The sequence below is a fragment of the Lipingzhangella rawalii genome (assembly GCF_031628175.1).
Classification (GTDB): Bacteria; Actinomycetota; Actinomycetes; order Streptosporangiales; family Streptosporangiaceae; genus Lipingzhangella_A; species Lipingzhangella_A rawalii.
On sequence record NZ_JAVLVT010000002.1, the window covers coordinates 27,851 to 48,260 of the forward strand.

Genomic DNA, 20,410 nt, shown 5'->3' on the forward strand with positions numbered 1-20,410 from the left:
GGGCCGGGTTCCGCTGCTGGATCCGGACCCGCGTCACGGCTCCAGCAGCGGAACCCGCTCGATCAGCCGAAGGAGTCCGGCCGCGTCGGGAAGATCCTCGGGACGGACCGTGACCCCGTCCCGGACATAGTGGAACGCCGCCCCCACCTGCCACTCCGGGACACCAGCCAGATCGGCCCAGGCCATCCGGTAGGCCGCGAGCTGCACCGCGACCGCTTCCCGCTCCGCGACACCCTGCGGTGCACGCCCGGTCTTCCAGTCCACCACCTCGTACTGCGGGGCCGTCGCCAAATCCTGGGCCTGGGACGGGCCACAAAACACAGCGTCGATGCGCCCTCGGACCAGGTGGTTCCCAAGCATGGTTTCGAACGGCACCTCCACCTCCACGGGAACCCGGTCAGCCCACTCGCTGTCCTCGAACCGGCGCTGGAGCTCAACCAGATCCTGGGCGACGGTGTCGCCGTCGGAATCCTCGGTTTCGTCGGCGGCACCGGGCAACTCGTCCGGAGCGATCAGGCTCTGCTGGCCGTACCGTTCCTCCAACCAGGCGTGGAAGGCGGTGCCCCGCCGGGTGTGCGGCGTCGGCGGTTTCGGGAGCGGGCGGCGGATCTGGCGCGCGAGTCCCTGGGGATCCTGCGCCAGGGCCACCAGCGACGACACCGACAGGTGTTCCGGAAGCTCGACCGGAACCGGTTCCGCGCCCGGCGTGGCATCGCCGTGGCTGGCGCGATGGGCCAGGAGCAGCTCCACGTCTCGCTTCCAGCCGTCGAGGCGGCGCCGCTGCCCGGGGGACAGCTCCGTCGCGTTCTCGTGTCCCGGTTCCGGCGCCGCGGCCCCGCGGGCCGCGGCCACCAGCGCGGCCCCCGAGCGCTGCCCGGCTCGCCAGTCCGCCCCGGGCTGCGCCGCATCGTCCCACCCGGCGGGCTCCGCATCCGCGCCGTCGATATCCGCCGCCGGCGGCCAGGGCACCGGCTCCTCCGTGGTCACGGTCGGGTTGGTGGCGTCCTCCTCCGGCTCGGGGGTCCACTGTGCGACCCGCCCGACCCCGGTGGCGCACACCGCGCGGATCTCCTCCAGGAAGTCCGAAGGGCCGCGACGCCCTCCGGTCGTGCTGCTGGACGGCCCCCACCAGTGCCCGGTCGCCACCAGCCCGAACGCGGCGCGGGTGACCGCCACGTAGGCCAGGCGGCGTTCCTCCAGCTTCTCCCGCTGCTTCGCCGCCTCCGCGAACTCGGCCAGGGCCCGGGGCTCCACATCCGGAAGGTCGGGCAGGTCGGCACGATCCCCGCGTAGGGGGTAGGGAAGCTTACGTTCGTTGACGGTCCAGCTCGGGTCGCGCTGCGGGCGGGCGGGAAACACGGGATACTTTCCACCACACAGGCCCGGGACGAACACGAGGGGCCACTGGAGTCCCTTCGCACCATGGACCGTGATCAGCCGCACGCTGTCACTCGTGCCGACCCGACCCACATCCAGGCCGTGTTCGGTGTCCTCGGCCGAACTCAGATAGGCGAGGAACGAGCCCAACCCCGGGTCCTCACTGTTCCCGGTGAACTGGACCGCGGCGTGCACGAAGGCGTCCAGATCGGCACGCGCGCTGACCGGGTCGCGTCCCGGACGGGCCGCGACCTCGATATCGAGGCCCAGGGCCCGCTCCACCTCTCCGATCAGCTCGGCCAAGGGCTGGGAGGTGAGTCCGCGCAGCGACCGTAGCTCCCCACCCAGCTGGCGGATCCGCGCATAGCCGAGCTCGGAGTAGTTCTCGGCGGGGCCGGGGTCCTCCACCGCGTCGGCCAGGCTTCCCTGCTCGGCCGTGAGGTCGAGCATCGTCTGACGCAGCAGGTCCGTGGACTCGGTGCCGGCGGGGCCGGGCGCGGCCGAGGACAGGTCCCGGCGCCCGTGCTCGGCCAGCTCCGCGGCCCGGCGTCCGAGGGCAACGAGGTCACGTGGACCCAGCCGCCAGCGCGGGCCGGTCAGCAGGCGCACCAGCTCCGCGCTGGCACTGGGCTGGTGCAGGATCCGCAGGGTGGCCACGATGTCCCGCACCTCGGGCACCGCCACCAGCCCACCGAGGCCAACCACCTCGACGGGAATCCCACGGTGTTCCAGGGCCTGGCGTAGGGCAGGGAACTGGGAGCGTTTCCGACACAGGATCGCGATGTCCCCGGGGCGCAGCGCCTCGCTGCGCTCCCCGCCGGGCCAGGGCTGGCCGTCCGGCGCCCAGGTGCTGTTCGGGCCGGGGGCATCCGCCATGCTGCCCTCCAGAGCGAGTTCCACCTGTTCGGCGATCCAGGCGGCCTCGTCCTGGTGCGTGTTGAACAGCCCGCAGGAGACGGCGCCCCGTGCGCGCCGCTGCGGGCCGGGCTGGAGGCGCGGGACCGTCGTTGCCGACGTCTCGGACCGCAGCGGCTCCGACAGCGCCGTGGCCACGGTGAGTACCCGCTCACCGTTGCGGAAACTGGTGGCGAGCTGGCGCACCGGGGCGGGCCGGCCCGCCCCGAGGGGAAAGTCGGTGGGAAAGCGCACCAGATTGCCGGAGCTGGCACCGCGCCATCCGTAGATGGACTGGCAGGGGTCTCCGACCGCGGTCACGGGATGCCCCTCGCCGAACAGGGCCCGCAGCAGCACGAGCTGGGCGTGGCTGGTGTCCTGGTATTCGTCGAGGAGTACCACGCGGTGTCGTTCCCGCTCGATCCGGGCGACCTCGCCGTGCCGCTCGGCGATGCGGGCGGCCAACGCGACCTGGTCCCCGTAGTCCATGACCTCCCGGGCGGCCTTGGCCTGGACGTAGGACTCGACCAGCGGCAGCAGCTGTTCGCGCTTGGCCTGGGTGTCCAGCAGCCCCCGAGCCTTCTTCGCGGCCGTGGCCGGCAACTGTGCGGCGCGCTCGCGGAGCCAGGAGCCGAGATCGCGGACGTCCTGGGGCTCGGCGAGATGCTCGGACAGTTCTCCCGCGAGTTCCAGTACCGCGCCGATCACGCGCTGGGGGCCGACCGTGATCGCGTCCATGTCCCCGTCGTAGCGTCCCACCACCTGCGCGGCCAGCTGCCAGGACACCGCCGGGGTGATCAGCCGCGTCGCCGGCTCGATCCCCTCCCGTAGGGCGTGGTCGCTGACGATCCGGGCGGCGTAGGAGTGGTAGGTGGACACCGACGGTTCGCCCTCGCTGAGCTCGGTGGGTAGGGCGTCGGTGCGGGCGAGCTGCTCCAGCCGGCGCCGGACCCGATCCGCGAGCTCACTGGCCGCCTTGCGGGTGAAGGTCAGCCCCAGCACCTGTTCCGGACGTACATAGCCGTTGGCGACCAGCCACACCACGCGCGAGGCCATGGTCTCGCTCTTCCCGGAGCCGGCACCGGCGACCACCACTCCGGGTTCCAGAGGGGCGGCGATGACGGCGGCCTGTTCCGAGGTCGGTTCGGGTTGCTCCAACAGGCGAGCGAGCTGGGCGGGAGTCCACCCCCCGCCGGGCTGGGCCGGGGGCTGCTCCTGCCCTGGCTGTGCTGGGTAGCGCGGATTCACACGTGCCCCCCTTCCTCGTGTGCGGGGCAGCTGGACCGGACCGGACAGCTGGAGCAGCCGCTGTTGCGGGTAGCGGGGAACGTCCCCCCTGCCATGCCCTGGGCCACGGTCCGCACCAGCTGTTCGGCCCACTCGGGCTCGGTGTCCTCGCCCAGTGGTTTCTGGTCCTGCACCCGCACCGTGTTCGTCAAGGCGGCCTTGCCGACCTGCACCAGTTCCGCCCCACCTGGTTCCGCGAGGCCGTAGCGGGCGAAGGCGGCCTTGAGCACCGCCAGCTGGTACACCCCCAACTGGGGATGCCTGGGCAGCTCAGCCTGCTTGACGGGTGAGCTCGCGGTCTTGATGTCGACGACCACGGCCCGTCCCTGGTCGTCACGTTCCAGCCGGTCGACCCGTCCGGTGATCTCGACCCCACCCATGTCGACCCGGAAGCCTTCCTCCCAGGTCACCAGGGAGCGGGGATTCTCCGTGTTCCACTTGGCGAGTTTCGCGACCATCTCTTCGGCGCGCCGGCGTTCCTTGCGGGCGAACCACGGGCCTCCGAAGTCCAACTCTGACCAGATCTCGTCCAGGCGCCGTTCCACGTCCTCCAGCTCGGTGCCCTCGGCGATCAACACGGCCACCGCATGGATGACACTGCCGAGGCTGGAGGCCAGCTGGGTGGATCCGGCGCCCACGGCCGACTCCAGCAGCCAGCGCAGCTGGCAGGTGGAGAACCGCTCCACCTGCGAGGGGGAGACCCGGATCCGTTCGTCCTCGGTGACCAGCGGACGGTCGTCGGACAGCGGGGTGAGCGCGTACCACTCGGCGGGATCCGCACCGCGCACCCCCTCGTCGGCCAGCCGTGCCAGGTGCGCCGCGGCAGCCCGGCGCAGCGCCTCGGGACGCTGCGGGTCGGTCACGGTGGAGCGAAGATCGGCGACCAGCGCAGGCAGGGACAGCCAGCGGCGGCCGGTCGTGACCCGCTCGGGATCCCCCACGCCCAGCTCGGCGAGGAACCGGGACGGGCGCTCCTCGGTGTCTCCATCGGCCCCACCCACCGCGGTCACGAGGAGCCGGCTGCGGGCCCGAGTCACCGCCACGTAGAACAGTCGTCGTTCTTCGTCCAGCAACTTGGACACGACCGCCGCGGACGAGGCGGCGGTGGCGGCCCCCTCGGCGCCGGCCGCCACGTCCACGAGCTGTTCCACACCCAACAGGGAGCCACGCAGCCGCAGATCCGGCCAGGTGCCCTCCTGCACGCCCGCGACCACCACCAGGTCCCATTCCAGCCCCTTGGCCCGGTGCGCGGTGAGGATCCGCACCACGTCCCCCTCGGGAGAAGTCTCGGCGAGGGTGTCTGCGGGGATCTCCTGGGCCTCCAGGTCCTCGAGGAAGCCCTCGGGCGCACCGGGTGGTAGCCGGTCACAGTAGCGGGCCGCACTGTCGAACAGCGCAACCATGGCATCGAGGTCGTTCTCGGCAGCAGCCCCACGACGCCCCCCGGCCTGGCTGCCGTCCAACAGGCGGTCGGCCAGGCCACTGGCCTGCCACACCGCCCACAGCACCTCCTCGGCCGAGGCCCCCGCGGCCACCCGGTCGGTGACCAGACGCAGCAGGGAGGCCACCCGATCTGCGGGGGCCCGCACCTCCGGAGCCACCATCGCCAGGTCCCGGGGGTCGCGCAGCATCTCGGCGACGAGGGTCGCGGAGCTGCGCCGCCCTCCGGCGTCCAGCTCCAGCTGGCGCAGGGCTCGCCCCAGTCTGCGCAGGGCCAGGGTGTCGGCACCCCCGAACGCGCTGGTGAGCAGATCCTGGGCCATCTCCTCGTCGATGCGTTCCGGATGGAGCCCGCACCGCACCAGGTTCAGCATCGCGCGCACCAGGGGTTCACTGGCCAGGGGAAGCTCGTCCCCGCCGACCCCGGTCGGCACCCCTGCCGCGGCCAGGGCTCGACGTAGCGGGGGAATCTGGGTGCGGGCGGAACGCACCAGGACCGCCATGCGGGACCAGGGCACACCGTCCATCAGGTGGGCTCGGCGCAGCTCGTCGGCGATGAACGCGGACTCCTGCGTTGGGGTGTCCGCGACGGTCACCCGACACTCCCCCGTGGGAGCCTCGGGCAGAGACTCCAGGTCCCGGTGTGTGTTGAGCGAGCTTCCCCCGGCGCGGGGGGCGGCGGGCAGCCGACGGGCCACGGCCCGGGAGGCCGCCAGGAGCCCCGTCCCGCTGCGTCGGCAGGTACGCAGTGCCACTACCGGCGCCGGCTGGCCCCGCGCGTCGGGAAAGCGCTTGTCGAACTCCAGGATGTTGCGGACGTCGGCGCCCCGAAACCCGTAGATGGACTGGTCCGGGTCCCCGACCACGATCAGTTCCCGACCATCGCCAGCCAGATTGGCCAGAAGCTCCTCCTGGGCGGGATCGGTGTCCTGGTACTCGTCGACCAGCACCACCTCGCGGGCGCCACGCTCGGCCTGTCGAACCTCGGGGTCGCCGAGGAGGTTGGCCGCCACCCGAACCAGTTCCGCATAGTTCAGGGTGGGGACGGGAGCCACGTCGAACCGACCGGTGTAGCGCTCCAGGAAGTCAGCGACCGCCACCCAGTCATCGCGGCCCTGACGCCGCCCGTGGTACTCCAGCCACGGGGAGTCCAGGCCGCGTTCCTGGGCCCGCATGAGAAAGTCCCGCAGCTCCTCGGCGAAGCCGCGGGTCCCCAGGGCGGGCCGGAGCCGCTCGGGCCAGAGGCTGGCCCCGTCCCGCAGCTCCCCGGCGAGCAGCTCGCGGGTTTCCAGGAGCTGTTCGGGGCCGGTGAGCAGACGCGGCGGCAGGTCCTGGGACTGTTGAAACTCGCGGCGGATCAGCGCGTAGGCGTAACTGTGGAAGGTCAGCGCAAGCGGTTCCCGGGTGGTGCGCCGCAGCCGGGCGGTGATGCGCTGCCGCAGCTCCTGGGCCGCCTTCCGGCTGAAGGTGAGCACCAGAACGCGGCTCGGATCGATCCCGCGGCGGTCGATCCGATCGACCACGGTCTCCACGATCGTCGTGGTCTTGCCGGTCCCCGGCCCCGCGAGCACGAGCAGCGGACCGCCGGAATGCGCCACCACCCGCTGTTGCTGTTCGTCCAGCTGCGGCACAGCGGTCTCACCTGGGGGCCGCCGCACCAACCGGTATCCAGAGCTACGCACGCCCCCAGTTCACCAGAAACCCCGGGGCGCGCGTCCGGGAATCCCCACAGTTGGTTCGTCGAACGCAGCACCGACCGGGGCCACCAGCCGCGGGCTGCGGCAACAGCACGGGCCGGATGGTCTGCTCAGGTGCGGGTCAGTTCCCAGCCGCTGATGCCGCGCCAGGCGAGGCGCGAAATGAGGTGCTCCGCGGCCTCCTTGGGGATCGACCCGGTCATGTTGATCCAGTAGCGGGCCGTGGTCTCGGCCATGCCCACGAGCCCGATACCGAGCAGGTGCGCTTCCTCCTCGGACAGGTTGGTGTCCTGGCGAATCACCGCGCTGGTGAGCTCGGCACACTGGATCAGGGTCTGCTCCATCTTCTCCCGCACTTGCGGAAGATTGCGCAGGTCCGATTCGAACACGATCCGGAAGGCCTCGCCCTCACCAGCAACGAAGTCGAAATAGGCACGGAAGCTGGCGGCGACCCGTTCCCGGTTGTCGTCCGTGGACTCCAGGGCAGCGCGCTGGTTGGCGACCAGCGCCTCCGAGTGCTGTTCCAGCAGGGCAACGTAGAGGTCGAGCTTGCCGGGGAAGTGTTGGTACAGGACCGGCTTGCTCACGCCGGCACGCTCGGCGATGTCGTCCATGGCCGCGGCGTGGTAGCCCTGGGCGACGAAGACTTCCTGCGCGGCGGTCAAAAGCTGCCGGCGGCGGGCTGCCCGGGGCATACGTGTGCCGCGGGAACGAGTCTCTGAGGGGAGTGTCACACCCAACATCCTCCGCTGTCTCGACTGGTGCCGCCGCGGCCCCGATCTGGCGCCGGTCACTGCGCACGGCTGTGTGGCTGATCTCGCACCCGCCATCCTACTTGCCCGTAGCTTCGGGCGGGGGACACCTCGCACAACCATTGCCGCAGGCGGCTGCCCGGCCTCTGGTCAGCGCCGTGTCCGCGACCTCAGCGGTACTCGTCCTCGTCGTCGAAGCCCACTTCGCGGGCCTGTTCCACCGCATCGGCCTCGGGAACGTCGATGCTGTCGAACAGACTTCGGTCAAGACTCGACTCACTCAGCCAGTCCCCCTGATCACCCCCCACGACGGTCCGCTGCTCGGCGGCGTCGGCCTCCGGTGGCTCTACGGCGGGCGTGGGCTCCACATCGGGTGTGGAACCGTTCTGGTGCTGCGGATCCGGCACAAGAGTCTCCTGGGAACGTAGGGATGCGACCTCCACGCTACTCTCCTTCTCGGGCGCGGCTCCCACGCCTGGGACGGGGCACGGCAAATCCGATGTCCATCACCGGGAATGAGAAACCCCACCAGATTGGTTGGAAAGTAGGTTAGAAGTGGTTGATGCGCGCCTGGCGCGTTCACGCAGGTGTCCGGGACGGTGGTCCCCCGGTCCTGACCGCGTGACGCGACAGCGAGCTTACCGAACCCGAACGGACCACGCGTGAGGAGCTGCTGTGTCGCTGCCGCCGCTGGTTGAACCAGCCGACGAGCTGACCGTGGACGAGGTACGCCGGTACTCTCGTCACCTGATCATTCCCGACGTCGGTATGTCCGGCCAAAAGCGCCTGAAGAACGCGAAGGTGCTCGTGGTCGGGGCCGGCGGGCTCGGCTCGCCCGCGCTGCTGTACCTCGCCGCCGCCGGGGTGGGCACCCTCGGCATCGTGGACTTCGATGAGGTCGACGAGTCGAACCTACAGCGGCAGGTCATTCACGGGCAGGGCGACCTGGGCAAGTCCAAGGCCCAGTCCGCCAAGGAAAGCATCGCCGAGACGAACCCCCACGTCGAGGTGATCCTGCACGAGGTGCACCTGGACACCTCCAACGTGCTGGAGATCTTCGAGAACTACGACCTGATCCTGGATGGCACGGACAACTTCGCCACCCGGTATATGGTCAACGATGCCGCTGTCCTCCTGGGCAAACCCTATGTCTGGGGGTCGATCTTCCGGTTCGACGGCCAGGTGAGCGTGTTCTGGGACGCCTACGGCCCGAACTACCGGGATCTGTATCCGGAGCCCCCGCCTCCCGGCATGGTGCCCTCCTGCGCCGAGGGCGGTGTCCTCGGAGTGCTGTGCGCCTCGATCGGATCGATCATGGTCAACGAGGCGATCAAGCTCATCACCGGGATCGGCGACCCGCTGCTGGGCCGGCTGATGATCTACGACGCGCTGGAGATGACCTGGCGCACGGTGAAGGTACGCAAGGACCCGGACGCCAAGCCGATCACCGAGCTGATCGACTACGAGGCGTTCTGCGGTGCCGTCTCCGAGGAGGCTCAGGCCGCGGCGGCGGACTCCACGATCACCGCCCCCGAACTCAAGTCCATGATGGACTCCGGCCAGGAGTTCACACTCGTGGATGTGCGTGAGCCGCACGAGTACGAGATCGTGCGTATTCCCGGGTCGGTTCTGATCCCCAAGGGGGAGTTCCTTTCGGGGGAGGCGTTCGAGAAGCTTCCGCAGAACAAGCGGCTCGTGCTGCACTGCAAGTCCGGGGGGCGCTCTGCCGAGGCCCTGGCCGCGGCCAAGGGGGCGGGGTTCACCGATGCCGTCCATGTGGGTGGCGGCGTTCTGGCCTGGGCCAACCAGGTGGATCCGAGCCTGCCGACCTACTGACACCCGCGCTTGTCCGGTTCGGTGACGGGCTACGTCCGTTGCCGAACCGGCCCGTTGTTCATGCGCCGTCCCAGCGGGCGCGGCGCATGTCCACCCGGTCGCCGTCCGGCCGCATCGGGGTTCCTTCATCCCGGTAGTGCGCGAGGGCGGCCGACTCGAGTCCGGGCGGTGGCCGTCCGTCGGCCCGCGGGACCCGCCACCACGGCACCGCCCCACCCCAACGCGCCAGCACAGCACCCACCTGGCGGGGCCCGGATTCGGCGAGGTACTCGGCGATGTCCCCGTAGGCCATCACCCGCCCCGGGGGAATCGCCTCCACCACGTCCAGGACCCGTTGCGCGAACGGGCTGGGCTCGGGGGCCGCCGGCCCCGCAGGCGGTGTGGCGGGAATATCGATCACTTCTGTGCACGATACCGGCTGGCCGTCCCGCGCAGACCGAACCGCGTCGACTACTTTCCGTAGCTGATTTGTTCCGCGGTCATGATTGCGTGTTGCCCGGGTTGGGTATTCGGGCGAGTAACAACAGGTGTCCCGTCGGGGGAGGAACGCCATGTCAACGACGCTCGCCGCTGTCGATTTCGGGCAGGGCCTCACGGATGCCTGGAGCGCGGTGGCATCCTTCGTCCCGTTACTCGCTGCATTCTTGCTCATCCTCATCGTGGGATGGGTTATCGCCAAAATCGTCGGAAAACTGCTCGGTAAGGCACTGATGCGGATCGGCCTCGACCGCGGGCTCAGCCGCGCCGGGGTTGGCGAGTACTTCGAGCGTTCGCGGTACGGTCCCAGCGAACTTGTCGGCAAGATCGTCTACTACGCATTGCTCCTGATCGTGCTCCAGCTGGCCTTCAGTGTCTTCGGGCCGGGCAACCCGATCACACAGCTCCTTAACGGCGTCGTGGCATGGCTGCCGAACGCGGCCGTGGCGCTGGTCATCGTCGTGGTCGCAGTCGCCATCGCAAAGATGGCCCGCGATGTGATCTCTGGAGCGCTGGGCGGACTGAGCTACGGGCGGTTCCTCGCCAACGTGGCCGGAATCTTCATCATCGGGCTGGGGGCGATCGCCGCACTCAACCAGATCGGTGTCGCCACGACGGTGACCCAGCCGGTGCTGATCGCCATCCTCGCCACGGTCGGCGGGATCCTTGTGGTCGGTGTCGGTGGCGGCATGATCCGTCCGATGCAGGACCGCTGGGCTCGCTGGCTCGACGCGGCGGAGCGGGAAACGGAACGGGTAACCGCCACCGAGAGCTACGAACGGGGCCGGTCCGACGCGATGCAGGGCCAGGAACAGCGCACCGAAACGACACACGCCCACACTGGTCCGAGCCAGGGCGCCGGAATGGAGGGCAGCGGATCCTACTGACGCGCACCGGACTCACGGGCTGACTTGAGCCCGGACGTGTCCGGGCTCAGCTGGGGCGAGGCCAGACATGGTCTCGCCCCGTGGCATGTTTAGCTTGACGTTTAAGCTAGAGCAGTTCCCCGCCGCGCAGCTCGTCTCGGGAGAGCCGGTCCATCCGACGCACCAGAAGCGTAGCGCTCACCACCGGGATCAGCAGCGCTGCCCAGAAGACCACGCTGCCCAAACCTCCGGCGAAAACCAGGATAATGACGCTGAGCACAATCAACAGACTGTGCAGGAGAACGTCAATCCGATCACGCCGAATCAACACCCCGAGCGGGGGGCGGGCTGCCCCGTGCCGGCCGCTCCTCATGCATACTTCCTCTCTCGTGAAACCACGCCCGGCCGTGGTCTGGGAAGTGGACAGGCGCGGTCGACCATGCCCAGCCCGCGCCGCGCAGCCACGGCTGAACACGTGACCGTCCTGGCACCAGACGCTATAGCACCAGGGGCCGTACCGGGCGGAAATCGCCGTGGCCGGCTCGTCTCCCGAGCCACGACAGGGAAGTCTGCGTCAGTGCGGGGTTCCTGCCGACGCGCCCCCGGCAGGAACCCCGCACTGAACACGGGCGGGGACACCAGCTGTATGCGTTCCGACTCCGGGCGACGCCCGAGAATCCGGCGGCTCAGCGAACGAACCCGAGATCGCGCGCCAGCGAACAGATCGACATCAGCCTCAGCGTCTCCCAGTCGTAGGAGTCCCCGGTGGAGTCCCAGCCACGTTCCCGCGCACCATCGAGGAAACCCCGCAGGTAGTGCGCCAAACTGGTGCGGGTGACCGGGACCCCGTCCTGACTGATGGAGTCGCGGATCGCGGCCGTGTGCTGGTCGATCTGGGCCAGGAGCCCGGGATGAACCGACGTGCTCAGCATCCCGAAAGCATCAAGATCGCGAGAGAGCTGAGTGAGCGGACACTCGGTGAAGAACCCACGGAGCATGGACTTCCACCTCAACGAACGTGGGGTAACGGACGGAACCTAAGCGACTATATCCGCATTCAGTACAACTTCGGCCCACTGTGCCGGAAACCACACGATCCGTGCATACCGCACGCACGCCCGGTCCGCGGCAGCTCGTGCCGCGCGGTCCGTGCGCCACGAGCCCCCGGGAGGCCCGCCGTACCGGACGGACTGCACCGAAACGATGCGGCCGATCCTACGTGCCGAGTCCGAGCGCCTCGATCCGGGCGGTGTGGGCATCGGTGATGCGGGCGAACACCCGCCCCACCGCGGCCAGATCCCCGGCCTCCCCCGTACCGGACTCCGAGATCCCACTGACCAGGCGCGCCAGCGCGGGCCGCTCCATCGCCACCCGCTGCGCCTGGCTCAGGGCCTCCCCGACCAGCCGCCGCGCCCACAGGGCCAACCGGCCCGCCAGTGCGGGATCCTCGTCAATCGCCGCACGCACCCGCCGCACCACGAAATCCGCACGCCCCGTCTCGGCCAGTACCCCGTGCACGAGCTCCTGGGTATCCGTGTCGGACACCTGGGCCAGGTGCCGGTAGAAATCCCCCGCGATCCCATCGCCGACATAGGCCTTCACGAGGCTCTCCACCCAGCCCTGGGGCTGGGTCTGCTCGTGCCAGGTGTCCAGCGGCACCACGAAGGGCTCCATTGCCGCCTCGGGATCGGCGCCGAGCCACACCAGATGGTCCCGCAACCGGGTGTAGTGCTCGTACTCGGTGGCGGCGATCCCCGCCAGCTCGGCCTTGTCGCCGAGGCTCGGCGCCAGCTCCGCGTCCGAGGTCAGCCGGAAGAAGGACACCAGCTCGGCGTAGGCCAGCAAGCCGAGCAACTCCACCATTCCCTGGGAGCGGGCCGACGGGTCGACCGCATCCCCGGCGTCGGATGTGGTGGCACTCGATGCGGAATTCTGGACGCCACCCGGGCCCTCAGCATCGTGGACAGGACCGTCAGTCATGGTGCAAAGCCTAATGGTGGCCCGGAACGTGGGGGGCGTCGCATCCCCGATCCGGGACTATTCCGGCCTGCGGCGGCGTTGTGCACGGTGGTGGCGGGGCGGGATCCGTCACGGACGTTTCGGATCACTTTCCCCAGCTGGGACGTGAGCCGTTACACTGGCGGCGGCGACCGGCCCGATGCCGGTACCTGCCGATCCGCACGGGTAGCGCTTGCACCACGCGCTCCCGTGGCACTACGGCCCCGCATCGGCGGTCTCGACGTATCGAGACCGCGTCGTGGCCGAGGCGGATCGCAGACACGCTCCCACCACAACGAAGCGAAAGCCCTGGCGACCGGGTGCATGCCAAGCACCACACGGAAATCGCCATGCTTCGTCGGATGTCGGCCAACACCGACGCTGGCCCTGTACTTTCGCGCGCCGCGGTCATCCGCGAGCCGCGCCGGAGCCAGCCGACCGGAGCGGCGCCCAGGGCGTTCGGACACAGTCTCGGGCCCGAGTGGCCCCAGCCTTGAGGGAGGCACCAGCCCTGACAACCGCAGTTCACACCAAACACGCCGCCACGTTCCGCGAGCTGGGCGTCAGCTCGGAGATCGCCGATGCGTTGGAGGCAGAAGGCGTCATCGAGCCGTTCCCCATCCAGGAGTTGGCGCTGCCACTGGCACTAGGCAGAACGGACATCATCGGACAGGCCCGAACGGGCACCGGCAAGACCCTGGCCTTCGGGATTCCCCTGTTGGAGCAGGTTCAGGCCGCCCCCGGGCGGGCGAACCGTCCCCGAACGCTGGTGGTGGTCCCCACCCGCGAACTCGCAATTCAGGTCGCGGCGGACCTCACCACCGCCAGCAAGCGCATGGATGCGCGCATCCTCACCGTCTACGGGGGGCGTTCCTACGAGCCCCAGATCTCGGGGCTCGCCGCGGGGGTCGACGTTGTCGTGGGAACCCCCGGACGACTACTCGACCTGGAGAATCAGGGGCATCTCGACCTCTCGGAGGTCTCGGCCCTGGTTCTCGACGAAGCTGACAAGATGCTGGACCTGGGCTTCCTACCGGACGTGGAGAAGATCCTCACGCTCGCGCCCGACCAGCGCCAGGTCATGCTGTTCTCCGCGACGATGCCGAGTGAGATCGTCGCGCTGTCCCGCCGCTATCTCTCCCAGCCCACCCATGTGCGCGCTGGCGAGGAGGATTCTGGCCCCCGCCCGGAGGGGACCACGGAACAGCACGTGTTCCGCACCCACCCCATCGACAAGATCGAGATGCTGGTGCGGCTGTTGCAGGCCGAGGACCACGAGCAGTCCATGGTCTTCTGTGAGACGAAGCGGACCTGCGACAAGGTGGCCACGGTGCTCTCGGACCGCGGTTTCGCTGCCGCCGCCGTCCACGGCGATTTGGGTCAGGGGCAGCGGGAACGCGCCCTGCGTGCGTTCCGCAACGGCAAGATCGAGGTTCTCGTCGCGACCGACGTCGCCGCCCGCGGGCTGGACGTCGACGAGGTCACCCACGTCGTGAACTACGAGTGCCCCGCCGACGAGAAGACCTACGTGCACCGGATCGGGCGCACGGGCCGGGCCGGACGCACCGGCACGTCGGTGACCTTCATCGACTGGGCGGAACTCGCGCGGTGGAAGGTCATCAACAATGCCCTCGGGCTGGACTTCGGTGAGCCACCGGAGACCTACTCCACCTCCGAGCACTTCCACACCCAGCTCCGCATCCCGGCCGACGCGACCGGCCAGCGCGGTAAGCAGCGCAAGCGTGCCGGGCTGAACGCCGAGGAGCTGGAGGACGTCGGGGAAACCGGGCAGCGCGCCACAACCAAGCCGGCGAAGGGCGGCACGTCCGGGTCCTCGAGCAAGACGTCCGGGTCCCGGAAGTCGCAGGCCAAGGACACCGGCAACGATGCCGAGGGGGGACGCCCGCGGCGTCGACGCCGGCGGCGGTCGCCGAGCTCCACGGCCGCAACCGCCGCAGACACGGCATCGGAGAGCACCCCGCCCCAGAACAAGGGCGGCGAGGATGGCGGCACGACGCAGCGGTCCCGCCGGCGTCGGCGCCGCACCCGCAGCGGAGTGGACGTTCGCTCCGACGGCGAGGGCTGACCTGGGGTGCGGTTGGGGATCGACCGATCCGGCCCCACCGCACTCACGGACGAGACAGGACGTCTACCAGCTGGGGAAAAGCGTGTTGGTAGCCGTCCAGGAGCCTGCGGGCGACGTGGATGGAGTCCACCAGTGGGTGCGTCCCCAGAGCCCGCAACGCCAGCGAGCGCGATCCGGTGCGCACCGCGGCGATCGTGTCGCGCTCGGTTCCCTTCACCGCGTGGACGAGGCCCAGCTGATGGTGGCTCAGCGGGGCCAGCGGCTCCGGCCGAGCCCCGGCGGCGTCCACGATGCAGGGAACCTCGACCACCGCGTCGGCGTCGAGACCGGCCAGCGCCCCCCGGTTGCGAACGTTGAGGATCCACCGGCTCGGTTCGTCCCGCAGGATCGCCCGCATGACAGCGAGGGCCACGCGGTCGTACCCACCGCCGTCCAGATCGGCTTCGGCGCGACCGAGGTCCCCGGCCGCGCCGCGGCTGTCGGACATGTAGGTTTCCTCGCGCTCCCTGCGGGTGCGCTCCCAGGCGGCGAGGGCCTCTTCCGGGGTGGGGTGGGGCGAGCGGTAGAAGTGGGCCTGTTGGCCGACGAGCTGTTGACCGCGGGTACCCGCACCCTCGGTCCGCGAGCGTTCCACGGCCGCGCGGGCTTCCCGGGCCCGGTAGTAGTAGTACAGGTACTCGTTGGGAATCGCCCCCAGGGCGCGCAGCCAGTCCACCCCGAACAGGTGGCCCTCCTCGAACGAGGCCAGGGCCTCGGGGTCGTCGAGGAGTTCCGGCAGCAGGTCGTGGTCTGCGTCCCACAGGCCGCGCAGCCAGCCGAGGTGGTTGAGTCCCGCATAGTCGGACCGAACCCGGCCCGGATCCGTGCCCAGCGCGCGACATGCCCGCCGGGCCAGGCCTACGGGTGAGTCGCAGATCCCGATCACCCGCTGGCCAAGCGCCCGCGTCATTGCCTCCGTGACCATCCCTGCGGGGTTCGTGAAGTTGATGACCCACGACGTGGGGGCGCGCGTGGCGATGCGCTCGGCGATCTGCTCCGCGACGGGGAGTGTGCGTAGGCCGTAGCTGATGCCACCCGCGCCCACCGTCTCCTGACCGAGCACCTCCAGATCGAGGGCGACGGTTTCGTCAAGCACCCTCCCCCGGGTTCCTCCCACCCGGATCGCACAGAATACGACGGCGGCGCCCGACAGGGCCGTGTCCAGATCGCTGCACAGCCGCACCCGCAGATCCGGCTGGCGGCCGTGGTGGTGCCCCCAACTCTGCCGCTGGCCGGCCAGCACGGACTCGATGGCGGCGAGCCGTCCCCGGTCCGAATCGTGCAACACCAGCTCGGAGATGACCGGGTCGCCGGTCGCGGCATCCGCCAACAGGGCCCGGTGGATCAGAGGGACGCGGAAACCGCCGCCGCCGAGGATCGTCAATCGCACGCCGCGCACACCTCCAGGATCCGACCGGCCCACCCCCATCCCGCCCCATAGGCCCCCATCGGCCTTTTGTGGCCCCCATGGCCTGGAGGTTGCCCCGATATGCCCCACTCCATTGCCATCCAGCCTGCCCCGGGCGCGACAGCGGTGTTCTTTCGTACCGTACTCCCAGGGGAACGAACTCGGGGTGGACCCCGTTTCGTGCGGTGTCGATCGGCTGGTGACCTCGGCGGGGCGGGCCGCCGGGTGTCATGGACACCCGGTACGGTCCGGGCTGTACCGAGAATCATGTGAGGGGGGCGGTACACCATGGGTGACGACGGGGGCGTCGAGCGGGGACACGCCGCCACCAGCCAGTCCGAGTCCGCGCGTCTGGAGTCCACCCCGCTGGTCGGCACCCCGCGGGACGTGCTGGCGGGGTCGCGCCCCTGTGACAACGCCGAAGTCGACCTGGCGTTGAGTGGCACGGTGTACTTCGACATCGTCCTGACCGGGTTGTCGGCTCCCCCCGCCAGTGGTACCGAAGTTCCGGCGGAGGGCATGGGGTCCTGCCCCGGCGGTGTCGCCAATCTCGCGGTGGGGGCTGCCCGGCTGGGGCTGCGCACCGCCGTGGCCGCCGCCTTCGGCGAGGACGTGTACGGCGACTTCTGCTGGGAGACCCTGTCCGGTCAGGAGTCGGTGGACCTGTCCGCCTCCCGCCGCATTCCGCAGTGGCACTCCCCGTTCACCGCGTCCATGGCCTACCGCGGCGACCGGGCCATGGTCACCCACGAGCATCCCTCCCCGGTGTCCGAAGAACTCATGGCTGCGGAGCTGCCCCAGGCCCGTGCGGTCTTCGTCAGTATCGACCACGGGCTCCCCGCATGGGCCCGAAACCAGGCGAAGGGTGGGGCACGCGTCTTCGCCGACGTGGGATGGGACGACACCCAGCAGTGGTCACCCACGGTCCTGGACCGCCTGGAGTACTGCGAAGTGTTCCTGCCCAACGCCATCGAAGCCATGGCCTACACCCGAACCGGAAGTCCCGCCTCGGCGCTGTCCGCGCTGGCGGAACGCGTTCCGCTCGCCGTGGTGACCGACGGCCCGCGGGGTGCGATGGCCGTGGACAGCACCACGGGAGAGAGCGCCGAGGTGGAGGGCCTGGTGTTGGAAGCGGTCGACTCTACCGGGGCGGGCGACTGTTTCGGCGCGGCGTTCATCGTGGCGTCCCTGGCCGGGTGGCCGTTGGAACAGCGGCTTCGGTTCGCTAACCTCTGCGCGGCGCTGTCGGTGCAGCACACCGGTGGATCGCTGTCCGCGCCGGGCTGGGCGGACATCGCCGCCTGGTGGTCGCGGGTCACCGCCCGCCACGGCGGCGATGCCACGCTGGCGCGGGACTACGGTTTCCTCAGCGAGCTGGTGCCCGCCCAGTGGCTACCCACCGAGCAGCGCCGCGCCAGCGCCACCATCGGTCTACGGCGCTGAGGCAGTAGCTACCCGCCGGCGACCCAGCGGTCAAAGTTGTCCTGCTCGTCGCCGACCGTGGTCTCTTCGTCACGATCGGGAAGCACGCGAGTCTCGTTGGGCAGGGTGAGCAGGACTTCCCCGATCGAGCTCAGCTGACGGGTGTAGTCCACGAACCCGTCACCCACCGTGCCCATCTGCCCGGCCAGGAGTGTATCTCCGCTGAAGACGATCCCCAGGTCGGGAAGGTAGAAGGCCAGGGAGCCCGCCGAGGTTCCCGGAATTCCCAGAATGTTGATGGTCAGGTCGCCGACCGCCAGCTGGCCGCCGCCCTCGATCTCGATGTCGGGGGTCCGCTCGATCCCGTGGAGCTTGCGCCAGGCACGTACTTCCCGCCGGTGCAGTGCGATATCGGCGTCGTCGCGCTCGGCCACCTCGATCGCCGCCCCGATGTGCGTGTTGTATCCGTTGGTGCAGGCGACCAGGTAGACCTCGCGCTCCCCCACTGCCTTGAGGATCGCTTCGGCGTCGTGCGCCGGATCCACGACGATGACGCCCTCCTCATCTGCGGGGACGATCCAGGTGTTGTTGGTGACGGAGAACTCCTCGCCGTCCACGGTGAGGGTCCCGGACGTGACCACACACTCCACCGCGTCCGCGCGCACGGCGGTGGCTTCGGTGTCACCCCCACTGTTGCCACTGCCGGCGGCCTCCGCCGGATCGGTGTCCGCACTGCCGCCCTTGTTGCGCTTGCGCTTCCAGAACACGGCCTGGGCCCCTTCGACGTCGTCCGACACTCATTCGTCCCGGCGGCTGTGGTTTCACCGCGCAGGAGAAACGTACTCCAATGCAGGAAATCAGCAAGTCCTGTACCGCGTAAAACGGAACCGAGGACGCTGCCGGCCGCCCACCCCCTACGACCGAGGCGCCAGCTCCCGGGTCAGAAACGGCGACAACGCTCCGAACGGGGGATCCAGGGCCAGCCGCGCTTCTGCGTCCCCCGTAAGGTCCCGCAGGTCCCGCAGACCGCTCACCTCACACATGGCGATTCCCTGGTCCGCGGAGCCGAACACGAACCAGATCCAGCGTCCCAGGGCCTCGCCGACGTACACAGCACGCTGCCGCCCGGCGTTCAGGGTCCACAGTGCAATCTCGTGCCCGTCGAACCGCACCTTGCCGTCCGCCGGATGCTCGTCGAACCCCTCCCCGGGGTCGGGGCCCTCCAGGCCGGCAAGCCGGGCTCCCACCCCGATGCCCATATCCTCGGCCACAACAGCCAGCTCCCCCACCCCGCCCAGCGGCGCCGGACCGGACAGTCCCACGACACTGGCCACAGCGCCCGTGCGCTCGTCACCGGCATGCGCCAGCCCGGTCACCAGCCATCCGGCTGGCAGCGGCCAGGGGATCCACACCGGGACCCGGGTGGTGGTCACCAGCGCCTGCAACGTCGCGCTGGTGGCCCGCCGCACCTCGTGCAGCGGCGCCACCGGACCATGCACGGCGCACTCCCACGCACTCGACCACAGGTTCGGCGCGTGGACCGCGCGTCCACAGCGAGGGCACGTTGGATCAGACCGCATAACTGACCGCGATATACCCGGCTGACCAGGTGGAAAACTCACTCCCGCGCAACCGGGCGGGAGTCACTGACCGTACGTCTGATGCCCATTCGATCCGCCAGCCGCACCACGATCAGGCAGAACACCACCAGTTCCACCAGCGTGGTGACGGTCCCCTGCCACGAACCCGCGGTTTCCAGATCCATCAGGGTGCCGTCCCAGGCCGTGATGGTAAACGCGGCGAGGTTGTGCAGAACGTGCAGGGCAATGCCCGCTTCCAGCCCCCCGGTACGCCAGATCAGCCAGGCCATCGCCGCCCCGAACAGCGCCACATCCGCCAGGGCCCAGAAGGTGTAGCTGAAGTGCAGCATGGTGAACAGCGCCGTGCTCACCACGATTCCCAGCCAGGGCGACGCCGTGTAGGAGCCGGCCGTCTGCATGACGAAGCCGCGCAGCCCGTACTCCTCGGCGGCCGCCTGCAACGGGACCAGCGCGACGATGACGACCATGGCGAAGACGAAGGTCTGGACACCGACGAAGTCTCCCGTCAGCCGCTGCTCGGCCCCGGCTACGGCCCACAGCACCACGGGCAGTCCCAGTGCCAGAAACACCGCGGGAATACCGGCTCCGAAGCAGTACAGCAGCCACCGCCACCGCAGGTGCCCGACCACCGAGGACAGGGTTCCCGGCCGTCGGCCCTGGACCACGCGTGCGACCAGGTACACCGCGGGGATCAGCAGCGTCAGCATGAGCAGCTGCACCGTGAGGTCGGCAACGGGGTGGCCGTAGATCGTGGTGTCGTCCCCGCTGACCTCGGCGCCGAACAGGAGCGGCACCACGACGCTGACCATCGTGGCGAGCAGCATCACCACGGCCACCGCGGCCAGCCACACCACCGCCGCACACAGCAGGGCGAGCGGGGCAATCCACCAGCGTCGCGGCACCGTGGCGGCCACCCGGTGGTAGGCAGCCCCCGGCACGGGTGACCGTGGCCCCGGCGGTGCCTGCGGCGGCCCCGCGGGTCCGGCAGATGCCGCGGGATCCGTGGCGGCCCGGCCCCTACCATCCTCGGTAACCTGCGGCGGAACCGAGCCGTGGGCGTCCGGAAACTCCGCCGGCCCGGGCGGTGGCGACTCTCGCATGACCTCCCAGCCTACGGGTGGCCCTGCGGCCCCGCGGCGCACCGTGGCCCGATGGCGTGGCGCGATGGCGGTGACGTGCCCCATACCGCCCCAGCTCGTTGGCTGGCACTCGGGAGGGGTACGTACCATT

16 protein-coding genes are annotated in these 20,410 nt (G+C 69.9%); 4 read left to right on the plus strand and 12 right to left on the minus strand.

Features of this window, described 5'->3' with window-relative positions; genetic code table 11:
* Positions 1-33 precede the first annotated feature (33 nt).
* The 4 genes from RIF23_RS05465 to RIF23_RS05480 all read right to left on the minus strand — a co-directional run bounded on the left by RIF23_RS05465 (position 34) and on the right by RIF23_RS05480 (position 7,890).
* Positions 34-3,519 (minus strand): ATP-dependent helicase, encoded by a 3,486-nt coding sequence (locus RIF23_RS05465; RefSeq protein ID WP_310911289.1) that lies wholly within the window; start codon positions 3,517-3,519, stop codon positions 34-36.
* Positions 3,516-6,680: an ATP-dependent helicase gene (locus RIF23_RS05470; protein WP_310911290.1), complete on the minus strand. Its 3,165-nt coding sequence runs from the start codon at positions 6,678-6,680 to the stop codon at positions 3,516-3,518. Before RIF23_RS05470 ends, RIF23_RS05465 begins: the two co-directional genes overlap by 4 nt.
* A 125-nt stretch (positions 6,681-6,805) precedes the next feature.
* Entirely contained in the window at positions 6,806-7,390 is a 585-nt protein-coding gene (locus RIF23_RS05475) for a TetR/AcrR family transcriptional regulator (protein ID WP_310911522.1), read from the minus strand.
* Positions 7,391-7,617: 227 nt separating this feature from the next.
* The gene (locus tag RIF23_RS05480) at positions 7,618-7,890 is read right to left on the minus strand and encodes a hypothetical protein (RefSeq protein ID WP_310911291.1); all 273 of its coding nucleotides are present in this window, start codon (positions 7,888-7,890) and stop codon (positions 7,618-7,620) included.
* A 232-nt stretch (positions 7,891-8,122) separates the two neighbouring features.
* Between RIF23_RS05480 and moeZ the strand changes: the two genes are divergently transcribed.
* Positions 8,123-9,283, plus strand: coding sequence for an adenylyltransferase/sulfurtransferase MoeZ (gene moeZ, locus RIF23_RS05485; RefSeq protein ID WP_310911292.1), 1,161 nt, complete (start codon positions 8,123-8,125; stop codon positions 9,281-9,283).
* A 58-nt stretch (positions 9,284-9,341) separates the two neighbouring features.
* Here moeZ and RIF23_RS05490 read toward each other — a convergent pair whose 3' ends face one another.
* Positions 9,342-9,680, minus strand: a complete 339-nt coding sequence (locus RIF23_RS05490) for an MGMT family protein (protein ID WP_310911523.1) — start codon at positions 9,678-9,680, stop codon at positions 9,342-9,344.
* A 154-nt stretch (positions 9,681-9,834) separates the two neighbouring features.
* On the opposite strand from RIF23_RS05490, the gene RIF23_RS05495 reads away from it, so the two are divergent.
* Positions 9,835-10,647 carry a mechanosensitive ion channel family protein gene (locus RIF23_RS05495; protein ID WP_310911293.1) on the plus strand — a complete coding sequence of 271 codons (813 nt, stop codon included), beginning with the start codon at positions 9,835-9,837 and terminating at the stop codon, positions 10,645-10,647.
* A gap of 106 nt (positions 10,648-10,753) precedes the next feature.
* On the opposite strand, the gene RIF23_RS05500 is transcribed toward RIF23_RS05495, so the two are convergent.
* The 3 genes from RIF23_RS05500 to RIF23_RS05510 all read right to left on the minus strand — a co-directional run bounded on the left by RIF23_RS05500 (position 10,754) and on the right by RIF23_RS05510 (position 12,489).
* Positions 10,754-10,999 (minus strand): hypothetical protein, encoded by a 246-nt coding sequence (locus RIF23_RS05500; protein WP_310911294.1) that lies wholly within the window; start codon positions 10,997-10,999, stop codon positions 10,754-10,756.
* Between the two features lie 313 nt (positions 11,000-11,312).
* Entirely contained in the window at positions 11,313-11,624 is a 312-nt protein-coding gene (locus tag RIF23_RS05505) for a DUF6401 family natural product biosynthesis protein (RefSeq protein ID WP_310911295.1), read from the minus strand.
* Between the two features lie 217 nt (positions 11,625-11,841).
* Entirely contained in the window at positions 11,842-12,489 is a 648-nt protein-coding gene (locus RIF23_RS05510) for a ferritin-like fold-containing protein (RefSeq protein ID WP_310911524.1), read from the minus strand.
* Between the two features lie 721 nt (positions 12,490-13,210).
* On the opposite strand from RIF23_RS05510, the gene RIF23_RS05515 reads away from it, so the two are divergent.
* Positions 13,211-14,710: a DEAD/DEAH box helicase gene (locus RIF23_RS05515; RefSeq protein ID WP_310911525.1), complete on the plus strand. Its 1,500-nt coding sequence runs from the start codon at positions 13,211-13,213 to the stop codon at positions 14,708-14,710.
* A 43-nt stretch (positions 14,711-14,753) separates the two neighbouring features.
* Here RIF23_RS05515 and RIF23_RS05520 read toward each other — a convergent pair whose 3' ends face one another.
* A complete protein-coding gene (locus RIF23_RS05520; protein ID WP_310911296.1) occupies positions 14,754-16,139 on the minus strand; it encodes a family 4 glycosyl hydrolase in 1,386 nt (461 codons plus the stop codon).
* A gap of 306 nt (positions 16,140-16,445) precedes the next feature.
* On the opposite strand from RIF23_RS05520, the gene RIF23_RS05525 reads away from it, so the two are divergent.
* The gene (locus RIF23_RS05525; protein WP_310911297.1) at positions 16,446-17,600 is read left to right on the plus strand and encodes a carbohydrate kinase family protein; all 1,155 of its coding nucleotides are present in this window, start codon (positions 16,446-16,448) and stop codon (positions 17,598-17,600) included.
* An 8-nt stretch (positions 17,601-17,608) separates the two neighbouring features.
* On the opposite strand, the gene RIF23_RS05530 is transcribed toward RIF23_RS05525, so the two are convergent.
* From RIF23_RS05530 to RIF23_RS05540, 3 genes are all read right to left on the minus strand, one after another.
* Positions 17,609-18,376, minus strand: a complete 768-nt coding sequence (locus tag RIF23_RS05530; RefSeq protein ID WP_310911298.1) for an MBL fold metallo-hydrolase — start codon at positions 18,374-18,376, stop codon at positions 17,609-17,611.
* Positions 18,377-18,493: 117 nt separating this feature from the next.
* Entirely contained in the window at positions 18,494-19,159 is a 666-nt protein-coding gene (locus RIF23_RS05535; RefSeq protein ID WP_310911299.1) for a DUF6758 family protein, read from the minus strand.
* Between the two features lie 38 nt (positions 19,160-19,197).
* Complete coding sequence (locus RIF23_RS05540) at positions 19,198-20,409, minus strand: CPBP family intramembrane glutamic endopeptidase (RefSeq protein ID WP_310911300.1); 1,212 nt, start codon at positions 20,407-20,409, stop codon at positions 19,198-19,200.
* Between the last annotated feature and the right edge of the window lies 1 nt (position 20,410).

Excerpts from the sequence above, each read along its gene's own strand:
- RIF23_RS05475 (WP_310911522.1), bottom strand. The coding sequence starts at position 7,390 with ATGCCCCGGGCAGCCCGCCGCCGGCAGCTTTTGACCGCCGCGCAGGAA.
- RIF23_RS05495 (WP_310911293.1), top strand. The coding sequence starts at position 9,835 with ATGTCAACGACGCTCGCCGCTGTCGATTTCGGGCAGGGCCTCACGGAT.
- RIF23_RS05500 (WP_310911294.1), bottom strand. The coding sequence starts at position 10,999 with ATGAGGAGCGGCCGGCACGGGGCAGCCCGCCCCCCGCTCGGGGTGTTG.
- RIF23_RS05505 (WP_310911295.1), bottom strand. The coding sequence starts at position 11,624 with ATGCTCCGTGGGTTCTTCACCGAGTGTCCGCTCACTCAGCTCTCTCGC.
- RIF23_RS05510 (WP_310911524.1), bottom strand. The coding sequence starts at position 12,489 with ATGGTGGAGTTGCTCGGCTTGCTGGCCTACGCCGAGCTGGTGTCCTTC.
- RIF23_RS05525 (WP_310911297.1), top strand. The coding sequence starts at position 16,446 with ATGGGTGACGACGGGGGCGTCGAGCGGGGACACGCCGCCACCAGCCAG.
- RIF23_RS05535 (WP_310911299.1), bottom strand. The coding sequence starts at position 19,159 with ATGCGGTCTGATCCAACGTGCCCTCGCTGTGGACGCGCGGTCCACGCG.
- RIF23_RS05540 (WP_310911300.1), bottom strand. The coding sequence starts at position 20,409 with ATGGTACGTACCCCTCCCGAGTGCCAGCCAACGAGCTGGGGCGGTATG.